This window comes from Litorimonas haliclonae (assembly GCF_965138505.1).
In the GTDB taxonomy this organism is placed as follows: domain Bacteria; phylum Pseudomonadota; class Alphaproteobacteria; order Caulobacterales; family Maricaulaceae; genus Litorimonas; species Litorimonas haliclonae.
Genome location: NZ_CBCSCO010000003.1, coordinates 462,042 through 479,132 on the forward strand (window position 1 = coordinate 462,042; position 17,091 = coordinate 479,132).

Sequence of the window (17,091 nt, forward strand, 5' to 3'; positions counted from 1 at the left end):
TATGACAGCTATTAAATCCCTCCTTTTCGGGGCATCTGCCCTTATGCTTGCTTGGCCTGCACAGGCCCATGACGACGCCGCCAAAGCGCCGCCTTCAGCAGTAGAGGGTATTTACGAGATTGCGACGGCGCCGTCACCGGAGCGGATTCGCTCGGATATTCAGACTCTGGTCGATTTTGGAACCCGTCATACTCTGTCAGAAACAGAAAGCGATACACGCGGCATCGGCGCGGCGCGGCGCTGGATTTTTGAAGAGTTCGAGAAAATCTCCGCTAACTGCGGCGGATGCCTGGAGGTGATGTATGTCTCCGACACAATTGAAGGCGAAACCCGCATTCCCGAACCAACCGAAGTCGTCAGCGTCCTCGCCATACAAAAAGGCACAATAGACCCAAACCGTTACGTCATGATGAGCGGGGATATAGACAGCCGCGTGACTGACCCACTAAACGGCACCTCCGACAGTCCCGGCGCCAATGATAACGCATCGGGTATGGCCGGAACCCTCGAAGCCGCCCGAGTTCTATCAAAACAAAAATTTGCAGGCTCTATCATTTATGCCGGACTATCCGGAGAGGAACAGGGGTTGTTCGGCGGAAAAATTGTCGCCCAGCATGCACTTAATCAAGGCTGGGAAATCAAAGGCGTTCTCAACAATGATATGATCTCAAACATTACAGGCGTTGATGGCGTTACCGACAACTCCACGGCCCGCGTTTTCTCCGAAGGCACACGTGCCAATGAAACCGAGGAAGAGGCCCGCACGCGCCGCTTCACAGGCGGCGAAGTCGATAGCCCGTCAAGGAACCTAGCGCGTTACGTCAAGTCTCAAGCCGACCAATATATGACGAACCTAAACGTCATGATGATATATCGTCTGGATCGTTTTGGCCGCGGCGGCCACCACCGCCCCTTCAACATGGTTGGCATTCCCGGTGTCCGTATCATGGAAACGCACGAGCATTATGACCGTCAGCATCAGGACCTTCGGACAGAAGATGGCGTCACCTATGGCGATACCATGGACGGCGTGGACGAAACCTATGCGGCAAAGCTCACAGCGCTAAACGCTATTACGATGGCGGGAATGGCGGGCGCTCCTCCCTTCCCTGCCAATGTCGAAGCCTCTGGCGCAGTGGAACCTTCTGCCAAGCTCGAATGGGAAACGCCGCCCAAAGCGTCGAACTTGGCTGGCTATCGCGTTCACTGGCGCCTGACAACAGAACCGGAATGGACACATTCCCGCTTCGTCGGGAAAGTCAATGAATGGACGTTCGAAAATCTCGTCATCGACAATTACTTTTTCGGCGTCAGCGCGGTTGCCAAAGACGGTAGCGAAACCCCTGTCGTCTTTCCGGGTGCTGCTGGTAGGTTTTAAGCGCGCCAAAACTAACATTGTCATTCCGCGCGCCTAACTGAAAACCAAAGTTCGCGCGGGAGGGCCAAAAAGTTTCGTTTTATTATTCCCTCAAGGGCGAAAAGGTATGATTTTTCGTCTCAAATATCGTTAGCTACAATCCAATTCAGAAAAAGGCCTTTTATGTCGTTCAAAACATCCCTCCTCGTCTCCATTGCCGCGCTTTCACTATCCTCTCTTGCCTATGCGCACTCTGAGGACGCGCAGACAAAAGAAGACAAGCCGAAATGGGACGTCATGAACCCTCCAGGGCCCAAAAAGACAATCGACATTGATGTGACAGAAGGCACTTGGATGAGCCTTGATGTCTCGCCCGACGGCAAAACTATCGCCTTTGACCTACTCGGCGACATTTACACTATGCCAGTCACCGGCGGGAAAGCGACCAATATCGCCTCGGGCATGGCGTGGGAAATGCAGCCTCGTTTCTCCCCGGATGGTCAACGCCTGGCTTTCATCTCTGACCGCGCGGGCGGAGATAATATCTGGACGATGGATATTGACGGCTCTGACATGGAGCAGGTGACGGATGAAAGCTTTCGTTTGCTGAACAATCCCACTTGGCACCCGAGCGGAAATTTCATCGCCGGGCGCAAACATTTCACAACTTCACGCTCCCTCGGTGTCGGCGAAATCTGGCTTTACAGCACGAAAGGCGGCTCCGGCGTGCAGCTTGTCGAACGACCGTCTGAAGCTCATCAAAAAGAATTGGGCGAACCTATGTTCACCCCTGATGGAAGCGGCCTTTATTATAGTCAGAATGTCACTCCCGGGCCAATCTTTGAATACGCCCAAGACTCCCACACTGAGCTTTTTCAGATAAAAGAGTATGACATGGAAAGCGGAGAAACGTCTGTCGCCGCAGGCGGATATGGCGGAGCCGTGCGTCCAACGCCGTCCCCTGATGGAAAACATTTGGCCTTTGTTAAACGCGTCAACGCTGAAACACGCCTCTTCGTCAAAGATTTGGAAAGCGGCGAGGAACGAGAAATCTTTGATCACCTAGATCGCGATATGCAGGAAACTTGGGCCGTTCACGGGGTTTATCCAAATATGGATTGGAGCCCTGATTCCAAAGACCTCTTTTTTTGGGCACGCGGTCAAATTCACAAACTGACTGTCGAAACGGGCGATATTGAGCACATTGATTTCAGCGTTAAAGACACGCGCGAAATTCGTACGGCCCACCGGCCCAAAGTCGAAGTTGCCCCTGATACTTTCACGACGCACATGCCGCGTTTCGTTCAAGTCTCACCAAATGGTAGAACGGTTATTTTCGAGAGCCTTGGAAAATTATATAAAAAATCAGCTTCTGGCGGAAAAGAAGAACGGCTAACAAAGCTTCCGGACGACTTAAAAGAACTACACCCGCGCTTTTCTCGCGATGGCAAAACAGTCGTGTTCGCTACATGGGACGACGCTGACCTTGGCGCGATCCATACGGTTGATCTTGCCAGTGGAAATGTCGCGACGCACACAAGCAAGCCAGGCCATTACGCCAACCCTGCTCTCTCACCCCAAGGCGATTATCTGACCTATGAGAAGCAGGGCGGCGGCAATTTAACGGCGCCTGAATGGTCTGTTGGCCAAGGCATTTACGTGCAGGATTTAGACGGCGGCGAAGCGGTTCGAGTCTCCAAATCCGGCTCCATGCCTCATTTCGGCTCAGACGATCTGCGCCTCTTCATGACTAAAAATGAGGGGGATAAAAACGCCCTCGTCAGCGTCAACTTGCTTGGCCACGACGCCCGCACACATACCAGCTCGACAATGGCGCAAAGCTTTCACGTTTCTTTTGATGGAGAGACAGTGGCCTTCCGCGAGAACTATAACCTTTATACGATGCCGCTCCTGACAGGCCCGCAAAATGTTGATGGCGGCATCAGTGCTACGGCCCTTCCCGTCACTAAACTTAGCTATAGCGGCGCGACTTACCCGAGCTGGACAAACTCTGGTAAAATTTATTGGACAGTTGGCCCAACGCTTTACAGCGCCGACCCACAAGCCGACGAACAACCTGAACGGCCAAAGGCCGTTACCACTCTGGCTCGCAAAGTCAGCAAGGATGTTCCTCAAGGTAGCGTGGCTTTGACTGGGGCCAAGATTATTACGATGTCTGATAAAGACGGCGGCATTATTGAAAATGGTACCATCCTGATTGAAGGCGACCGGATCAAGCAAATCGGCCAAGATATTACAATCCCCGACGGCGTCACTTCTGTAGATCTGCAAGGGAAAACAATTGTGCCTGGCTTTATTGATGCCCACGCGCATGGCCCTCAAGGCGTCGGAGACCTCGTCCCGCAGCAAAACTGGGAGACGATTGCGACTTTGGCATTAGGTGTCACTACCATTTTCGATCCGTCCAGCAGTGCGGACACGATTTTCCCGGCCTCTGAGTTGCAACGAGCAGGCAAATTGCTTGCCCCGCGCATTTATTCAACCGGAGAAGTAATTTACGGCGCAAAAGCTCCTGGTTTCTTTGCGAATATTGAATCTGAAGAGGATGCTCTTGAGCACGTGTCCCGCTTGAAGAAACAAGGCGCGCATGGTGTGAAAAACTATAACCAGCCCCGCCGGGAACAACGCCAGCAAGTCGTTGATGCCGCCCGGGAAAACGATATGATCGTTGTCGCTGAGGGCGGCTCGCTCTTCCATATGGATATGGCGATTGTTCAAGACGGGAATACCTCGCTTGAACATAATTTGCCGCAAGAATTTTTGTATGATGATGTCATTCAGATGTTCGGTCAGACCAATGTGGCCTATGTTCCAACACTCGTCGTGACGTATGGCGGACCAAGTGGTGAGCGGTTCTTCTATCAGGAAGGTGATGTTTCTGAGCACCCTATTCTGTCAGAACACGTACCGCCTGCGGCCCTTCAAGCGCGGTCCAAGCGCGTCGTGACGGCGCCGGTGGAAGATTATGCGGATGCTTCATCCGCCTCGACGGCAAAGCAACTTTCTGACGCCGGCGTACTCGTCGGGATCGGCGCTCACGGACAGCGTGAAGGCTTGGCCGCGCATTGGGAGATGTGGAGCTTTGCTAGAGGCGGTATGAGCCCGTTAGAAGCGCTCTCCACGGCCACGACGCAGCCTGCCGAACATCTCGGTTTCTCCGACGACATAGGCTCCCTTGAAACGGGTAAGCTCGCAGACCTCGTCATATTAGAAAACGACCCGCTCGAAGATATTCGTCATACGGACGGAATTGAGCACGTCATGATTGGTGGACGGTTATACGAAGCTGACACCATGAATGAGGTTGTGACCGGGGATAAAAAACGCCAACCCTACTGGTGGGAAAAATAGTTATTAGGCCTGATTATAACTTTCAGGCCTAGCATGTCTAAACAAGGTCACGGCTGCATCGTTACAGCCGACATGAACCTGATTTGAACGGGCTACACATTGCCCGTTCAAAATTCCTCCGTTAAAACGCTTTAAAAATGGAGGGTAGTATGAAAAAGATTCTTTACGCATCTTGTCTGGCAGTAAGTGCTTTGGCCTTGTCGTCTTGCGCGACAATTTCCGAAGACGAATGCCTCGCCGGAGGATGGGAAGATATAGGCTTTCGCGACGGCGAAAATGGCAAATCGCAAGCTCGCCTCGCTGACTACAACACAACCTGCTCAAAGTTTTCCGTCAGCCCGGATAGGTCAGCCTATTTGAGAGGGTATGACCAAGGTCTTCAACTCTATTGCAGTTATGACAGAGGTTTTGGGCGAGGCTCTGAGGGGAACAGCGTGCAGTCAAAATGCCAAGCTTTTCCTGAGAGCGATTATTTCATCGGCTATGAACAGGGTCTGACGGGTTATTGTAGTTTTGACACCGGTTATAATCACGGAGTTTCAGCCCTGTCCGAAGCAGACCTCTGCCGCACCGTGCCGGATGATGGGTATTTTGCAGGCTATGAGGAAGGCCGCGCTTCTTACACGCTATACGCAGAGCGTGATCAGATGGTGGATCGATATATCCGTAGGCAAAACGCCTTGACCGGGACGCGCCAGAATATGAAGAAAGAAAACATTTCAGATGGTGACATCCGGCGATTACGTAAAAAAGCAAAACGAATTGAGGAAGAGTTGGAAGAGATGAAAATCGACATTCGCGTCTTTGAACGTCTCAACGCCCTAACTGAATCAGATATCTAGAAGCCACATCAACTAATTGCAGCCTCGCATTGCGGGGTTTCATTTTGCTGAACTGACCGCGCGGTCCAATAATCGCGGTCGAGTTCGTCCGAGCGTTCTTCGAATTGATCGCTGTAAAAATAATAGCAATTTTCAACTTTATAAACGCGGAAACACCCACCGCCCATCATATCGCCCTCATAGACAAAACACAGGGTCTCGTCGCTAACAAACCAGACGCCTCGATTGGCAAAGTCTTGTTCCTTGTAAAGCGCGCTACCGTCTTTCAGATGTGTTTCGACATAGCTATTTCCCGCCTGTCCGAACGCATTGAAATTATATGCCCCTTCGTGCGTTCGCCCTGAAAACTCGGCCCTGATTTCTTCGCCGCTGAGACGTAGTGCGTGCGGACGAACATCTGTTTTCTGACTTTGCGCCGAAGCCATAGTAGGAAAACTGAACCAAATAAGGAGTAAGAGAAAGAAGGTAATCTCAATTGAAACGACAAAGTTATGACATAGGCGGCTCACAACTCGGCTCCTCCCCCTTTATGACGCTGACAGCCGTAAATGCATTATTCTTCACGCCTTCTATTGTTTCTTGGTAATGATAAATGCAATTGCCACGTCGATAAAACGAAAAACACCCCGCACTAAAATCTTCTGAAACGTAATCGTAACAGATTTGCTGCCCTTTTTGCGTCCAAGTCCCCTTATCAAGACGGTTTGGCGTCCTATGTAATAGCTGCCCTGTTACCGACGTCCATTCCTCGAAATTACGTCCGTCCAACCCTTCGCTCATGACACTATAAACTCCGCGGTGGGTCTTACCGGAGAAGGTCTCCCGAACTTCGGCTTCGTTCATAGGAGTATCTGTTTCTGGATCGGGAAGGTAATTATCCTGCGCTAGAGCAAACATAGGAACCAGAGGAAACAGGGCTGCTAAATACCATCTGCGCATGGACTCAGGCTTACCATAGGATTTAATCAGATCCATGTTAAGGTGCAGTTATGACCGAGACGCCTCCTTCTTCAAATGACTCTTCTCCTAAACAGGCTGACCCAGACGCCCGCGCCTCACGGGAGCCCCGTCAACGTCGCCTCTCTCGCTATCAAAAATCTCAAATGCGCCGACAGGCACAAGCAAGGGGCGATCAACGTTTCTACGCTGGCATATTTGCAATAGCAGGATTTACCGCCCTCCTCGCCATTTTACTGGGCGCGATTGCGATAAACGGCGCGCCGATTGGCGGCGGCGCAGGCATGGCCGATTGGGTCGAGCCCTGGTTGGGTCCCTTCTCAAAGATGGAACTGGTCGGGTTAGGGTTTGTCGCCCTCATTGCGCTCGCCGTCTATTTACGGATGCGTAAACGCGGATAGGACTTGCCCCAAGAGGGCGCTTACCCTAGAGACCACCCGTTTGTTTCAAGACCGCTTTCAAAATTGGAAGCCCTCAATAGGAGAATAGCCATGGGTTATCGCATCGCCGTCGTCGGAGCCACAGGAAATGTAGGCACCGAAATGCTCGCCATTCTGTCCGAGAGTGATCTTGATATTGAGAAAGTCTATGCCGTGGCCTCACGCCGCTCAGTCGGCCGCGAAGTGACCTATGGCGACGGCTATATTAAATGCGTTGACTTGGAGACTTTTGATTTCAAAAAAGTGGATATGGCTCTAATGAGCGCGGGCGGCGATATTTCCAAAAAATGGTCTCCAAAAATTGCCGCGGCCGGAGCCGTCGTTATCGACAATTCCAGCGCCTGGCGTATGGATCCGGACGTCCCCCTCGTCGTGCCGGAAGTAAACGCCGACGCCGTTGACGGATACAAAAAGAAAATGATTATCGCCAATCCGAATTGTTCGACAATTCAGATGGTCGTTGCCCTCAAGCCGCTACATGACCGCGCAAAAATTAAGCGTGTTGTTGTCTCAACCTATCAATCTGTTTCCGGCGGCGGCAAAAAGAATATGGATGAGCTTTGGCTACAGACCAAAGGCATCTATTCCAACGATCAGTTTGACCCGGTGAATTTCACAAAACAGATCGCCTTCAACGTCATCCCACATATTGACGTCTTTATGGACGGCGGCGACACCAAAGAAGAATGGAAGATGAAGGCCGAGACCAAGAAAATTCTTGATCCGAAAGTTAAAGTGACAGCCACCTGTGTCCGCGTCCCGACCTTTGTCGGCCATGCAGAATCACTCAATATTGAATTTGAAGACGAAATCACAGCGGACGAAGCCCGCGAACTGCTGCGGACCAGCCCCGGCATGATGGTCTTCGATAAACAGGAAGATGGCGGTTATATCACGCCTGTCGAATGCGTCGGCGAATACGCCACTTTCGTCTCCCGCATCCGAGAAGACAGCACTCAGGAAAACACCCTGAACATGTGGGTTGTCTCTGATAACCTCCGCAAAGGCGCTGCGCTGAATACGGTTCAGATCGCGGAGTTACTTGCGAACAGACAATTGCCTCGGAATGATTAGAACTCTATTCTTTAAAATGCTCAAAGGGCAGAGATTTCTCTCTGCCCTTATTTTTGTCTTCTGATTAAGTAAGGTCGCACTCTGCTCCGTAAGTTGGCGATATAGTATTGGCAACTTCACGCAATTGTTTCCTAGCACAAATGCTATTGAGTTAGTCACCAGAACAACTTTGGAGCTTTCTTCTTGAACAAAGCTAGTGTTCCTAAAACAATCTTAAACATGAAATTAGTAATTCACTGGCCCTCTCAAATATTAGAGATTTTAAGTCCATAACGGAATGCATTAGTGAATAGTGCTATATTGCCTCTCAAATCATGGAAATGAGCGCCCCAGTATTTCTTTTCGGGTATTAAAAGGTACTGATCCCACTCAACTCCATAAAACTGGACTTCAGGCGCAGCAAGAGACTGTCGTCGGCATAGGCGCTATAAGGCAGGCTATAAGCTCGCCCTTCTTTATTCGTCCATGAGGTATCAAAATAAGCCTTCGCCTCTCTTATAAAGTCAGTCTGAGGCGACCCTGTGACGGCAATATTTGTTTCCATATTCAAATTTTTCAAATTCCGGCGCGTATAATTGGCAGACCCGGCAATGATGACCGCGTCTCCCTGTTTACGTGTAATCAGAAGTATTTTGCTGTGGGACTGTTCTCCGTCCACATTCGCCCACCTTATACTCAATCCGTGATTATGAAGGATAGAAGCTACGGGACGATTAGGAACACCATTCTTTTCATGGCCAAAAGCATCTTTATTGGGGTCCAACAAAATCCGCACATTCGCTCCGCGATTATTGGCCGCGACTAAAGCATCAATAATATCTTTGTCCGATAAGTAGAACATCATCAGATCGATTTGATCGCCTGCCCCAGTCGCATTCAAGTGTTCTAAGACAGACGCTTTAATTGCGCGCTCTGTAAGAATTTGAACGGATAAATTTGTTTTTTGTGAGGGCATTGATGGCGGCAACGAAATAGGCGCCTGCCCTGACATTGATAAAGCTGCGTTTTCAGTTTTCAGCAAATCTATGACGGCGTTACCGCTAAAGCGTATTGCGATGTTTCGGTGGGCGCTACTCCCGTCATGAGGATTTGCAGATGTGACAATACCAGCATATCCGTCTTGCGTATCAGCGATAACCGTCTTTCGGTGATTGGCTTTGAAATTGGCCATTTCAAAGTAGCTGCGCGCTGTCACTTTACCCTCACCTAAGGGGTTTGGAAAAAAACCTCCCGGACTATTTCCGAAGTGTTGAATGAAAAGTCGCCAAAACCATGAGTAAGCCGGATTGCTATCACGTAAGCGGGTAAGATCTGTCTTCACGACTTTTATACCCGCTTGGCGCAACCTTTGAAAATACTCTGACTCAAATCCCCCATAAACGGTGTTAAGAGGGTCAGTAATCACGACAATCTCAATATCGGGATAAGCTGATTTCTGCGTTATCAAGGCAGAGGTTAACTCAAAAGATAGAAGCCGGTGGGTCTCTGGCTCTGGCCCTTGGAAATCATTAAACAAAAACATGTCGATGACAATAAGCTCTCGCGCGCCGTCGATGAGCTCAAAAATTGCATCGAAAATTTCTTGATCAAGTTCTCTGGCCCCAGTCTCTGTAATCCACGAATTGTCCCCGAGAAACTCAACTTCCTCGGATGGAAATTTCATACCGGAATGGGCCAGTCCTTCAGGTAGAGGTTTGTAGCTGTGGTAAGCCGCAAAAGATGTGATTAAACCTAAAAGCAGTGAGGCGGCGGACTTTTTTAGATGTCTCATATTTGGCGTTTCACTCTATCAGCCTTACGAATCAGGTGAAGGATATCAAACTTAAAGAGTTAACGGCGTGAGCAAATTTCATTCGGTTCCGAACCACCTTGCTCTCACCGCATAAAAAAACCGTCCTTTCGGACGGTCTTAGAAATCTTGTCAGTAAACCTATTCCTTTCGGCGGCGACGCTTAACGGCGACGAGGTTTTTTGGATGGAAGCAAGCCTTCGATTTGGGCGCGTTTACGGGCCAATTTCCGGGCGCGGCGAACGGCTTCTGCTTGTTCACGGACACGTTTTTCGGACGGCTTTTCGTAATGCTTGCGCGCTTTCATTTCACGAAGGATACCTTCATTCTGAAGCTTCTTCTTCAACGCGCGGAGGGCTTGGTCCACATTATTTTGACGGACGTAGATTTCAACCATATCAGGTCAACTCATTTCTAGTTTAAAAGTGAAAAGCCCCGCCGCGAGTGCGAGGCTCGTATAAATCTTCCGCCTGTTTAACGGTCCAAACGGACGAATTCAAGAAAATTTCACACTGTTATTTGCCATAAATGCCAGAAAAAGGTCGTTTTTGCGCAAAAACTGCGCCAAACTAAGTCTATGGACTTTCAAAACCCCTCTTTTATCAAATCTGACGGACTTAGAATTGCGACCTATGTCGACGGCCCGCTAGGCGGTCCCGTAGTGATTCTGATCCATGGCTGGCCCGAACTTGCCTATAGCTGGAAGACTACCATTCCTCCGCTCGTCGAGGCGGGATATCGTGTCGTAACTTATGATCTTCGCGGTTTCGGGGCCTCGGACACCCCGCGCGGCGTAGAACATTATGCGATAGAACAAATGGTCGCCGACCTTGAGGCGGTAATAAATTCTCAAACTTCTGAAAAAGTAACGCTCATTGGTCATGATTGGGGCGGGATCATACTTTGGCACGCCGCCCGAATGATCGCTGATAGAATTCAGCGCATTGTCTCAATTTGTACGCCCCACGTAAAACACGCCCCTGTCGACCCTCTAAAAATATTCCGAAAACGCTTTGGCGAAGACCATTATTTCATAGAATTCAATCATCGTCCTGAAGAAATAGAAAGTCTGTTCGCCCGCGACCCTGACGCTTTCTTCCGTCTCATGTTTCGGACAACCCCGCGCGGCCAGGAAATGGATAAGAAGTTCACCTATATACCCAAAAACTTTGCCACTTACCTCCTCCAAGGCGCGCCCGACTTGCCCGGGCCAGTTATGTCGGACAAAGACCGAAATGTTTATACCCGCGCATACAAACATAGCGGCTTTCATGGCGGCATGTCACTTTATCGCAATACAACACATAATTGGGAATTGGCGAAAGCTATGTCAGAAAAAGTGTTCCACCCAGCTCTAATGTTGAGCCCGGAAGACGACCTCCTGCTGCCCCCGAGTTCTACGGATCATATGCCCGAAATCGTCCCGAACCTGACTCGAAAGATTATTCCAAATTGCGGACATTGGGCGATGTGGGATAACCCAGATGGCATTAATAAAGCGATTATCGATTGGCTGGGGCTTGCCCCGACAAAGGCATAGACTTAGGGATGCTTTATGCGTCTTGAAACTTCTTCTGACGGTATTGCAAAACGTCCTCCTCTTGGTCTGGCTCTCGGCGGAGGTGTCGCTCGGGGGTGGGCTCATATCGGAGCTATCCGTGCGCTAATAGAAGCTGGAATACGGCCAGACATCATTGCCGGCACCTCCGTCGGGGCCGTAGTCGGGGCCGCATATTTAGCCGGAAACCTTGACGTATTGGAAGACTGGGCCCGCTCCCTGAATAGGCGAAAAATGATGGGCTATATGGATCTTCGTTTAGGAGGGTCAGGCTTAATGCGCGGGGAACGACTCGCTCGCGTGCTTAGGCACTATTTTGGCGATATGAAGATTGAGGATCTTGACCGGAAATTTGCGACTGTCTCTTGTGACCTGAGAACGGGTTATGAAGTTTGGCTTCAAAAAGGGCTGATTGTTCCGGCCGTCCGTGCCTCCTATGCCCTACCCGGCGCCTTTGAACCTGTCAAAGTCGATCAACGTTTTATGATCGACGGCGCCTTGGTTAATCCAGTGCCCGTATCGACCTGCCGAGCTTTAGGAGCTCACATGGTGATTGCCGTAAGTCTGAATGGCGACGCCTTTGGGCCAATAGGCACAAGCCATGAAATACAGTTTGAAGAGGACGCCGATATTGAAGATGCAGATCCTCTAGAGTTAGCCACCCAGTCTTTGAACAAGTTACGCCCAGACCGGCTGCTACTCAAATCCATGCTTGGAGATGTAAAACCCGGGAACAGCCCGAAAATGGGGTCGGTGATGATGGGCACTCTGAACATTGTTATGGACCGTATCTCGCGCTCCCGTTTATCAGGCGACCCACCCGATGTTTTTGTTGCGCCTCGGATCGGCCATATCGGCATGATGGAATTTACTCGCGCAGACGAACTCATCGAGCGAGGCTACCGGGCTATGCAGCATGAGATACCTCTCATCACCTCGGTTATGGACGTGCTTGGGCAAATGCCTTCCGCTGCAGCCCCTCAAGACAGCAAAGCCTAATCTTTTTTTATTGATTGAGTGGTTCATTTTTAGTTCGCGTAAAAAGAGAGTACTTGTGACAAGCATGGTTAATTAGCTACCACCTTTACATGAAGTTCGACAATAGAATCGAAATCGCAAATGACAATAATCCTGAGCCACGGGCTGTCTTGGGTTTTGGCTTCGCTAAGGGGGCCGCAGCTAGATTAAATTCTCATTCGTTTCGCTCCGGTCCTATAAGAAACACCCCCTATTTCACCTCCTCTACCACAAGAATTGTAAAGAGAGAATTTGCTCGCCCGAAACCTTTCGCTGATGACGAAGAAACTAAATCCGCCACCTTTATAGCCGGATTCGAAATGATTACCTATTCGGGTTTGATCATATCGCTTTTCACTTTCGGGCTTTCTCTTTTTGCCTTTCCCACTTTCATTTTCGGTTCCGCCTTTTCCGTGTTAGTTTTTAGCGGATTGGCTGTGCTGAAAGTCAAACAATCCTGGCGCGTGTCAGAGATGACGGCTCTCGCGCCTTGGCTCGCAATTAGCATTCTCGCCGTCCTTGAATTGGAGAGCTTCAGTCACGCGGCGTTGCTGGCGGGCGGCTTAGGGTTAGCACTATCTTATTTCACCATAACGCGCTTACCGGCTCTTATGGGAGGTCTGTCTTTAATCATCCTTTTTTGGCTCCATTCTTTTTCTGCCATTTCACCCGAGACGCTCACCTCCACAGAGGGAGCGCTGCTGACCGCAAGCCTGTTTGGATATATGGGTCTGGCTGGGCGGGTGTCGTCGCGCGGAGTGTTAGGTTTAGCCCTCATTCTACTTGGCTGTTGGGGCGGGCTTTGGCTTTCCGGCTCCGGGCTTTCATCACTTGCTATATCTTCTTTCGTATTTGTAACCGCCGCCGCGCTATACCAACTCGGCAAAGCCGCTTTGGACGAGGAGGCGTTCGGAGCGACAGCTTTTATTGTCTGCGGCTGGATAGTCGGGTTCATTGCCTTTTTGTTTTTACAAAATTTCCACCTTAACACCGAGGCCAATATTCTAAGCGGTGTTGGAAAGTCTGCCTATACGTCCACGCCCTGGAGTGTTGGAATCTGCTGCGCGCTCGCCTGTATTTTTGCGAGCGGTCTCTCTCGCCATAAACATGACCGGCAAAATATTCTCTCTATTTCCCTCGTTACACTCGCATTCGGAGTTATTCCCTTTCTGGCTTTTTATCCGGGTAGCCTGCAAAATATATTTGCGGCTGTTGGCTTGCCTAAGGTTCCGACCACGGGTCTGATCCTGGGCGCCTTTGGCACCTTTGCGGCCCTATCCCTGAGTCTCAAAGGATTGCGGCAACGCCAAAACCTACCTCTTTATTTGGGCTTTTCTGCTCTTGGTGCTCAGACTGTTCTTCTCCTCCAAAATTCCATTTTTACAATTGAGAGCTTAATGGTATTTGGCCTCACCTTTTTAATCCTTACCGGACTATCCGGGATTGCCCCGCCTTCAAAGTCCTAGCCCCGTACTGCTTGGCTTGACGAGCGGGGCCGCCAAAATCATTCCGCCAATGAAGCCCCCGAGGTGAGCCGCCCAGGCAAGAGACAACCCCATGTAAGGGCCAACTAAAACCATAATGAGATTTATCGCGGCCCAGCCAAATCCAAATTTCATCATTTGATCTTTACCGCCGATGGCCCAGCCCGCCACGGCAAGCAGCGCGGAAGCTCCGCCCGATGCGCCCACGGCCGCCGGGGCGTTAATACCGAGCGGCGCGCTCACAACGAACCAATACAGCCATTGCGCTAGCCCCCCTGTGATAATTCCAAAGAAGAAGATCGTAAGGAAAGACAGCTTGGCCGAACGGCTCCGCCCTGCAGAGATAGCCTTCAGCCGCGCGCCCTTAACCGTCGCGACGCCCAAAACAGAAATCATCCCCGCATTCATCAGAACATGAGTGAATGACCCATGCGCCGCCCCGTGGCCCAAGAGCGTGAAAAGCTGTTCCGGTAAAGAGGTGCCTTGAAACCCAAGGGGCCGCAATATTACCAAAGGTCCCATAACCCGCCACAGAGCCGGAATGAATTGCAGCGCCAGAAATAGCGCAATCAATATGCCTGCCGTATAAGCGGGGAGCGGTTCCGTAAAGTTGAAAAACGGCTCTCTCGATTTTCGGTTTGGATTGAAATTTTCCGTCACGTCATCACACTTTCTTTTACCTGTTGGTGTGGCCGGGCCGTAAACACTCTCAGGGCCAAAACCATCTTATCTGTCTGCAATAATGATATAAGTTTCATTTGGCGAAATGACAGAATCGGATTCATAAAAGCCTCATGACTTACCCGCCAAACATTGTTCATTCTCCGTCTGACGGTTTTCAGTCTTTCCCCGAGCCTTTCGGCAGCGTAACCGCCAAACCCGCAAAATATTTCGTTAAAGTGGAAAACACGGTTTACGGCCCCTTCTCGCGCGAAATGATGGAACAATATGTCGAAGAAAACAGGGTCGGTCCGCAAACTCTTATTGCCGATAAATGGGACGGTCCTTACGAGCTGGCGTCCGAACGGCCGGAATTTGAAATGTGGTCTCAGTCGGTAAAAGCCAAGCGTTTTGGAGGCCAGCCTCTGCCAACAGTCTACCTTATTATGGGAGATATCCGGGCCGAAGCTCTGCCCGAATTTAACATTGTTCTGACCCAAATGGGGCGATGCCAGCAAATTACCCAGAGTGCCTGGGTCTTGTCGACGACGACGGATATTCGATTTGTGCGCGAGTGTCTTAGCCGGAATTTGAAAGAAGCCGATCGCCTGTTCATTCATGACAGCTTCTCCAATAGCGCCGGCTGGTTCAATTTGGGCGAAGGCGTTGATGAAACTCTTAAATCAATGTGGAAAGAAACGTCTCAGAGCCGCAAGAATATTAAATCTGCCGCGGACGGGGCTTAACCCCCTCTCCCGATAACCGCCTAAACCTTCTTCAAGCCTTTTTTAAACCGCTGCGCGTTTTTTACGTAATATTCCGCACTGGCTTTCAACATAGTTTCTTGAGCCTCCGGCACGTTTTTGACGACTTTGCCGGGCGATCCCATTACCACCGAATTATCAGGAATGACTTTGTTCTCTGTCACCAGAGCATGCGCCCCGATAAGGCAGTTCTTGCCAATTTTGGCTCCGTTCAGGATCGTCGCCCCAATCCCCACAAGCGAATTATCGCCAATCGTGCAGCCATGCAGCATAGCCTGATGCCCGACTGTAACATCCTCACCTATAACCAAGGGGGAACCCGGGTCAGAATGCAAAACAGAATTGTCCTGTATATTGGTGCGGGCGCCAATTTTAATGGGGTCATTATCGCCGCGGATAACTGTTCCGAACCAAGCGGAACTTCCGGACGCCATAATGACGTTCCCAACGACGGTGGCCGACTCAGCCACCCAGACATCGTCAGCAAGATCAGGTGTGATATCGTCCAGTGAATAGACGCTCATCAGGTTTGCAGATCCTGTTGCAGAATAGAGATATTCAGATCGTAAGAAATATCGTCCTTATCTTCGTCATCAATATAAAGCAGTCCGAGAATTTCTTGATCTAAATAGACTTCGACGCTGTCAGAGACTTTGCGAGGCTTGATTGTGATATTCTCAGTGCCGAGCCGTTTACAAAGATAGTTGCGGACGGAGGTAATTTGTTCGGGAGTCATTTTTCTTCTCCAAGAGTTTGATCCATAGTCTGGGCGGGGTTGCCGCAGCAAGGGCCGCCCACGGGTTTGGCAGGCACGCCCGCTACTGTACAATTGTCTTCCACGGGTTTTAAAACGACCGACCCGGCAGCAATCTTCGCCCCATGTCCAATTCGAATATTACCCAATATGCTCGCATTGGCACCGACCAAAACGCGGTCTCCCACTTTTGGGTGACGGTCTTCGTCGGATTTGCCTGTTCCGCCTAAAGTAACGCCTTGTAGAACAGAGCAGTCATTTCCAATTCGAGCGGTCTCGCCCATAACAAAGCCCGTCGCGTGATCAAGCATTATCCCGTGGCCAATTACAGCCGCCGGATTAATGTCAACACTGAAAAGTTCGGAGCATCGGTTTTGTAAATGAAAGGCCAAAAGGTCTCGTCCCGAAATATAGAGCGCATGGGCAAAACGGTGCGTTTGAATGGCCATATAGCCTTTAAAATACAGGAAGCACTGGAGGTAAGAATGGCAAGCCGGGTCACGTTCTTTGACGGCCAAAAGGTCTTTTGCGGCAAAATCAATAAGAGTCGAATCTGTAGAAATAGCTTCGGATAAAACCTGTCTGAGCTTCAAAGCAGAGAAATCTGCTGTCGCAAGCTTTTCCGATAAATGATTGACCATGGCTCCGTCCAGACTGGTTTGGTCCAAGATGGTGGCATGAAGGAATGAAGAAAGCGCAGTCTCTTTTACAGCGTAAGCGGCCGCCTCTTGTTTCATCAGAGACCAGACACATTGATCGGCTGCAGTTTCGGAGGCCAGATTGATATTCGCCATGGCAGGGTCCTTTCGGTTCAAAGAAGAGATAGGGGCGCGAGCGGCAAAAGCCAAATAAATAATCCGTTGGGTTTTGTTTGCACGCGAAAGCGCTCCGCCAAGGGGCGCTTGGCGGAGGGTGATATTTGGGGAGCCTCGGATGCGGGGCGGCGCGCGGGAGGCGTATGGTTTCCCCTCATTTTCTTGGCCTTTGTCATCCCGGCCTTGAGCCGGGATCCTTTTGGGGGCA

The 17,091-nt window shown here is 50.4% G+C and carries 17 protein-coding genes; 9 read left to right on the forward strand and 8 right to left on the reverse strand.

The annotated features are described in order from the left end of the window. The first annotated feature begins 1 nt into the window (after position 1). The 3 genes from ACNA05_RS09575 to ACNA05_RS09585 all read left to right on the forward strand — a co-directional run bounded on the left by ACNA05_RS09575 (position 2) and on the right by ACNA05_RS09585 (position 5,571). Complete coding sequence (locus tag ACNA05_RS09575) at positions 2 to 1,378, forward strand: M28 family peptidase (protein WP_415811247.1); 1,377 nt, start codon at positions 2 to 4, stop codon at positions 1,376 to 1,378. A gap of 162 nt (positions 1,379 to 1,540) precedes the next feature. Further along, complete coding sequence (locus ACNA05_RS09580; protein WP_415811248.1) at positions 1,541 to 4,729, forward strand: amidohydrolase family protein; 3,189 nt, start codon at positions 1,541 to 1,543, stop codon at positions 4,727 to 4,729. Between the two features lie 149 nt (positions 4,730 to 4,878). Beyond that, positions 4,879 to 5,571 (forward strand): DUF2799 domain-containing protein, encoded by a 693-nt coding sequence (locus ACNA05_RS09585; RefSeq protein WP_415811249.1) that lies wholly within the window; start codon positions 4,879 to 4,881, stop codon positions 5,569 to 5,571. Between the two features lie 8 nt (positions 5,572 to 5,579). Here the strand turns inward: ACNA05_RS09585 and ACNA05_RS09590 are convergent, their stop codons facing one another. Both ACNA05_RS09590 and ACNA05_RS09595 read right to left on the reverse strand, forming a co-directional pair. Next, a complete protein-coding gene (locus ACNA05_RS09590; RefSeq protein WP_415811250.1) occupies positions 5,580 to 6,080 on the reverse strand; it encodes a hypothetical protein in 501 nt (166 codons plus the stop codon). After that, positions 6,061 to 6,546: a hypothetical protein gene (locus ACNA05_RS09595; protein WP_415811251.1), complete on the reverse strand. Its 486-nt coding sequence runs from the start codon at positions 6,544 to 6,546 to the stop codon at positions 6,061 to 6,063. Before ACNA05_RS09595 ends, ACNA05_RS09590 begins: the two co-directional genes overlap by 20 nt. A 14-nt stretch (positions 6,547 to 6,560) precedes the next feature. On the opposite strand from ACNA05_RS09595, the gene ACNA05_RS09600 reads away from it, so the two are divergent. Then, complete coding sequence (locus ACNA05_RS09600; RefSeq protein WP_415811252.1) at positions 6,561 to 6,929, forward strand: hypothetical protein; 369 nt, start codon at positions 6,561 to 6,563, stop codon at positions 6,927 to 6,929. A 90-nt stretch (positions 6,930 to 7,019) separates the two neighbouring features. Beyond that, the gene (locus ACNA05_RS09605; RefSeq protein ID WP_415811253.1) at positions 7,020 to 8,042 is read left to right on the forward strand and encodes an aspartate-semialdehyde dehydrogenase; all 1,023 of its coding nucleotides are present in this window, start codon (positions 7,020 to 7,022) and stop codon (positions 8,040 to 8,042) included. Between the two features lie 349 nt (positions 8,043 to 8,391). Here ACNA05_RS09605 and ACNA05_RS09610 read toward each other — a convergent pair whose 3' ends face one another. Both ACNA05_RS09610 and rpsU read right to left on the reverse strand, forming a co-directional pair. Next, positions 8,392 to 9,813: a phospholipase D family protein gene (locus ACNA05_RS09610; protein ID WP_415811254.1), complete on the reverse strand. Its 1,422-nt coding sequence runs from the start codon at positions 9,811 to 9,813 to the stop codon at positions 8,392 to 8,394. Between the two features lie 181 nt (positions 9,814 to 9,994). Beyond that, positions 9,995 to 10,228 carry a 30S ribosomal protein S21 gene (gene rpsU, locus ACNA05_RS09615; RefSeq protein WP_415811255.1) on the reverse strand — a complete coding sequence of 78 codons (234 nt, stop codon included), beginning with the start codon at positions 10,226 to 10,228 and terminating at the stop codon, positions 9,995 to 9,997. A gap of 180 nt (positions 10,229 to 10,408) precedes the next feature. On the opposite strand from rpsU, the gene ACNA05_RS09620 reads away from it, so the two are divergent. The 3 genes from ACNA05_RS09620 to ACNA05_RS09630 all read left to right on the forward strand — a co-directional run bounded on the left by ACNA05_RS09620 (position 10,409) and on the right by ACNA05_RS09630 (position 13,872). Next, a complete protein-coding gene (locus tag ACNA05_RS09620) occupies positions 10,409 to 11,371 on the forward strand; it encodes an alpha/beta fold hydrolase (RefSeq protein ID WP_415811256.1) in 963 nt (320 codons plus the stop codon). 15 nt (positions 11,372 to 11,386) lie between these two features. Next, positions 11,387 to 12,388 (forward strand): patatin-like phospholipase family protein, encoded by a 1,002-nt coding sequence (locus tag ACNA05_RS09625; protein ID WP_415811257.1) that lies wholly within the window; start codon positions 11,387 to 11,389, stop codon positions 12,386 to 12,388. A gap of 338 nt (positions 12,389 to 12,726) precedes the next feature. Then, positions 12,727 to 13,872, forward strand: a complete 1,146-nt coding sequence (locus ACNA05_RS09630) for a hypothetical protein (RefSeq protein WP_415811258.1) — start codon at positions 12,727 to 12,729, stop codon at positions 13,870 to 13,872. On the opposite strand, the gene ACNA05_RS09635 is transcribed toward ACNA05_RS09630, so the two are convergent. Next, positions 13,861 to 14,550 carry a rhomboid family intramembrane serine protease gene (locus ACNA05_RS09635; protein WP_415811259.1) on the reverse strand — a complete coding sequence of 230 codons (690 nt, stop codon included), beginning with the start codon at positions 14,548 to 14,550 and terminating at the stop codon, positions 13,861 to 13,863. The two genes, ACNA05_RS09630 and ACNA05_RS09635, sit on opposite strands and share 12 nt — an antisense overlap. 134 nt (positions 14,551 to 14,684) lie before the next feature. Here ACNA05_RS09635 and ACNA05_RS09640 point away from each other — a divergent pair, with 134 nt between their 5' ends. Then, positions 14,685 to 15,296: a hypothetical protein gene (locus ACNA05_RS09640; RefSeq protein ID WP_415811260.1), complete on the forward strand. Its 612-nt coding sequence runs from the start codon at positions 14,685 to 14,687 to the stop codon at positions 15,294 to 15,296. A 20-nt stretch (positions 15,297 to 15,316) separates the two neighbouring features. On the opposite strand, the gene ACNA05_RS09645 is transcribed toward ACNA05_RS09640, so the two are convergent. The 3 genes from ACNA05_RS09645 to cysE all read right to left on the reverse strand — a co-directional run. Next, on the reverse strand, positions 15,317 to 15,838 hold the full coding sequence (locus ACNA05_RS09645; RefSeq protein ID WP_415811261.1) for a gamma carbonic anhydrase family protein: 522 nt from the start codon (positions 15,836 to 15,838) through the stop codon (positions 15,317 to 15,319). Next, positions 15,838 to 16,050, reverse strand: coding sequence for a DUF3126 family protein (locus ACNA05_RS09650; RefSeq protein ID WP_415811262.1), 213 nt, complete (start codon positions 16,048 to 16,050; stop codon positions 15,838 to 15,840). The genes ACNA05_RS09645 and ACNA05_RS09650 overlap by 1 nt, the downstream gene beginning before the upstream one ends. Beyond that, positions 16,047 to 17,091, reverse strand: a 1,045-nt coding sequence (cysE, locus tag ACNA05_RS09655) for a serine O-acetyltransferase (RefSeq protein ID WP_415811263.1), incomplete at its 5' end; no start/stop codon positions are given. The genes cysE and ACNA05_RS09650, both read right to left, overlap by 4 nt.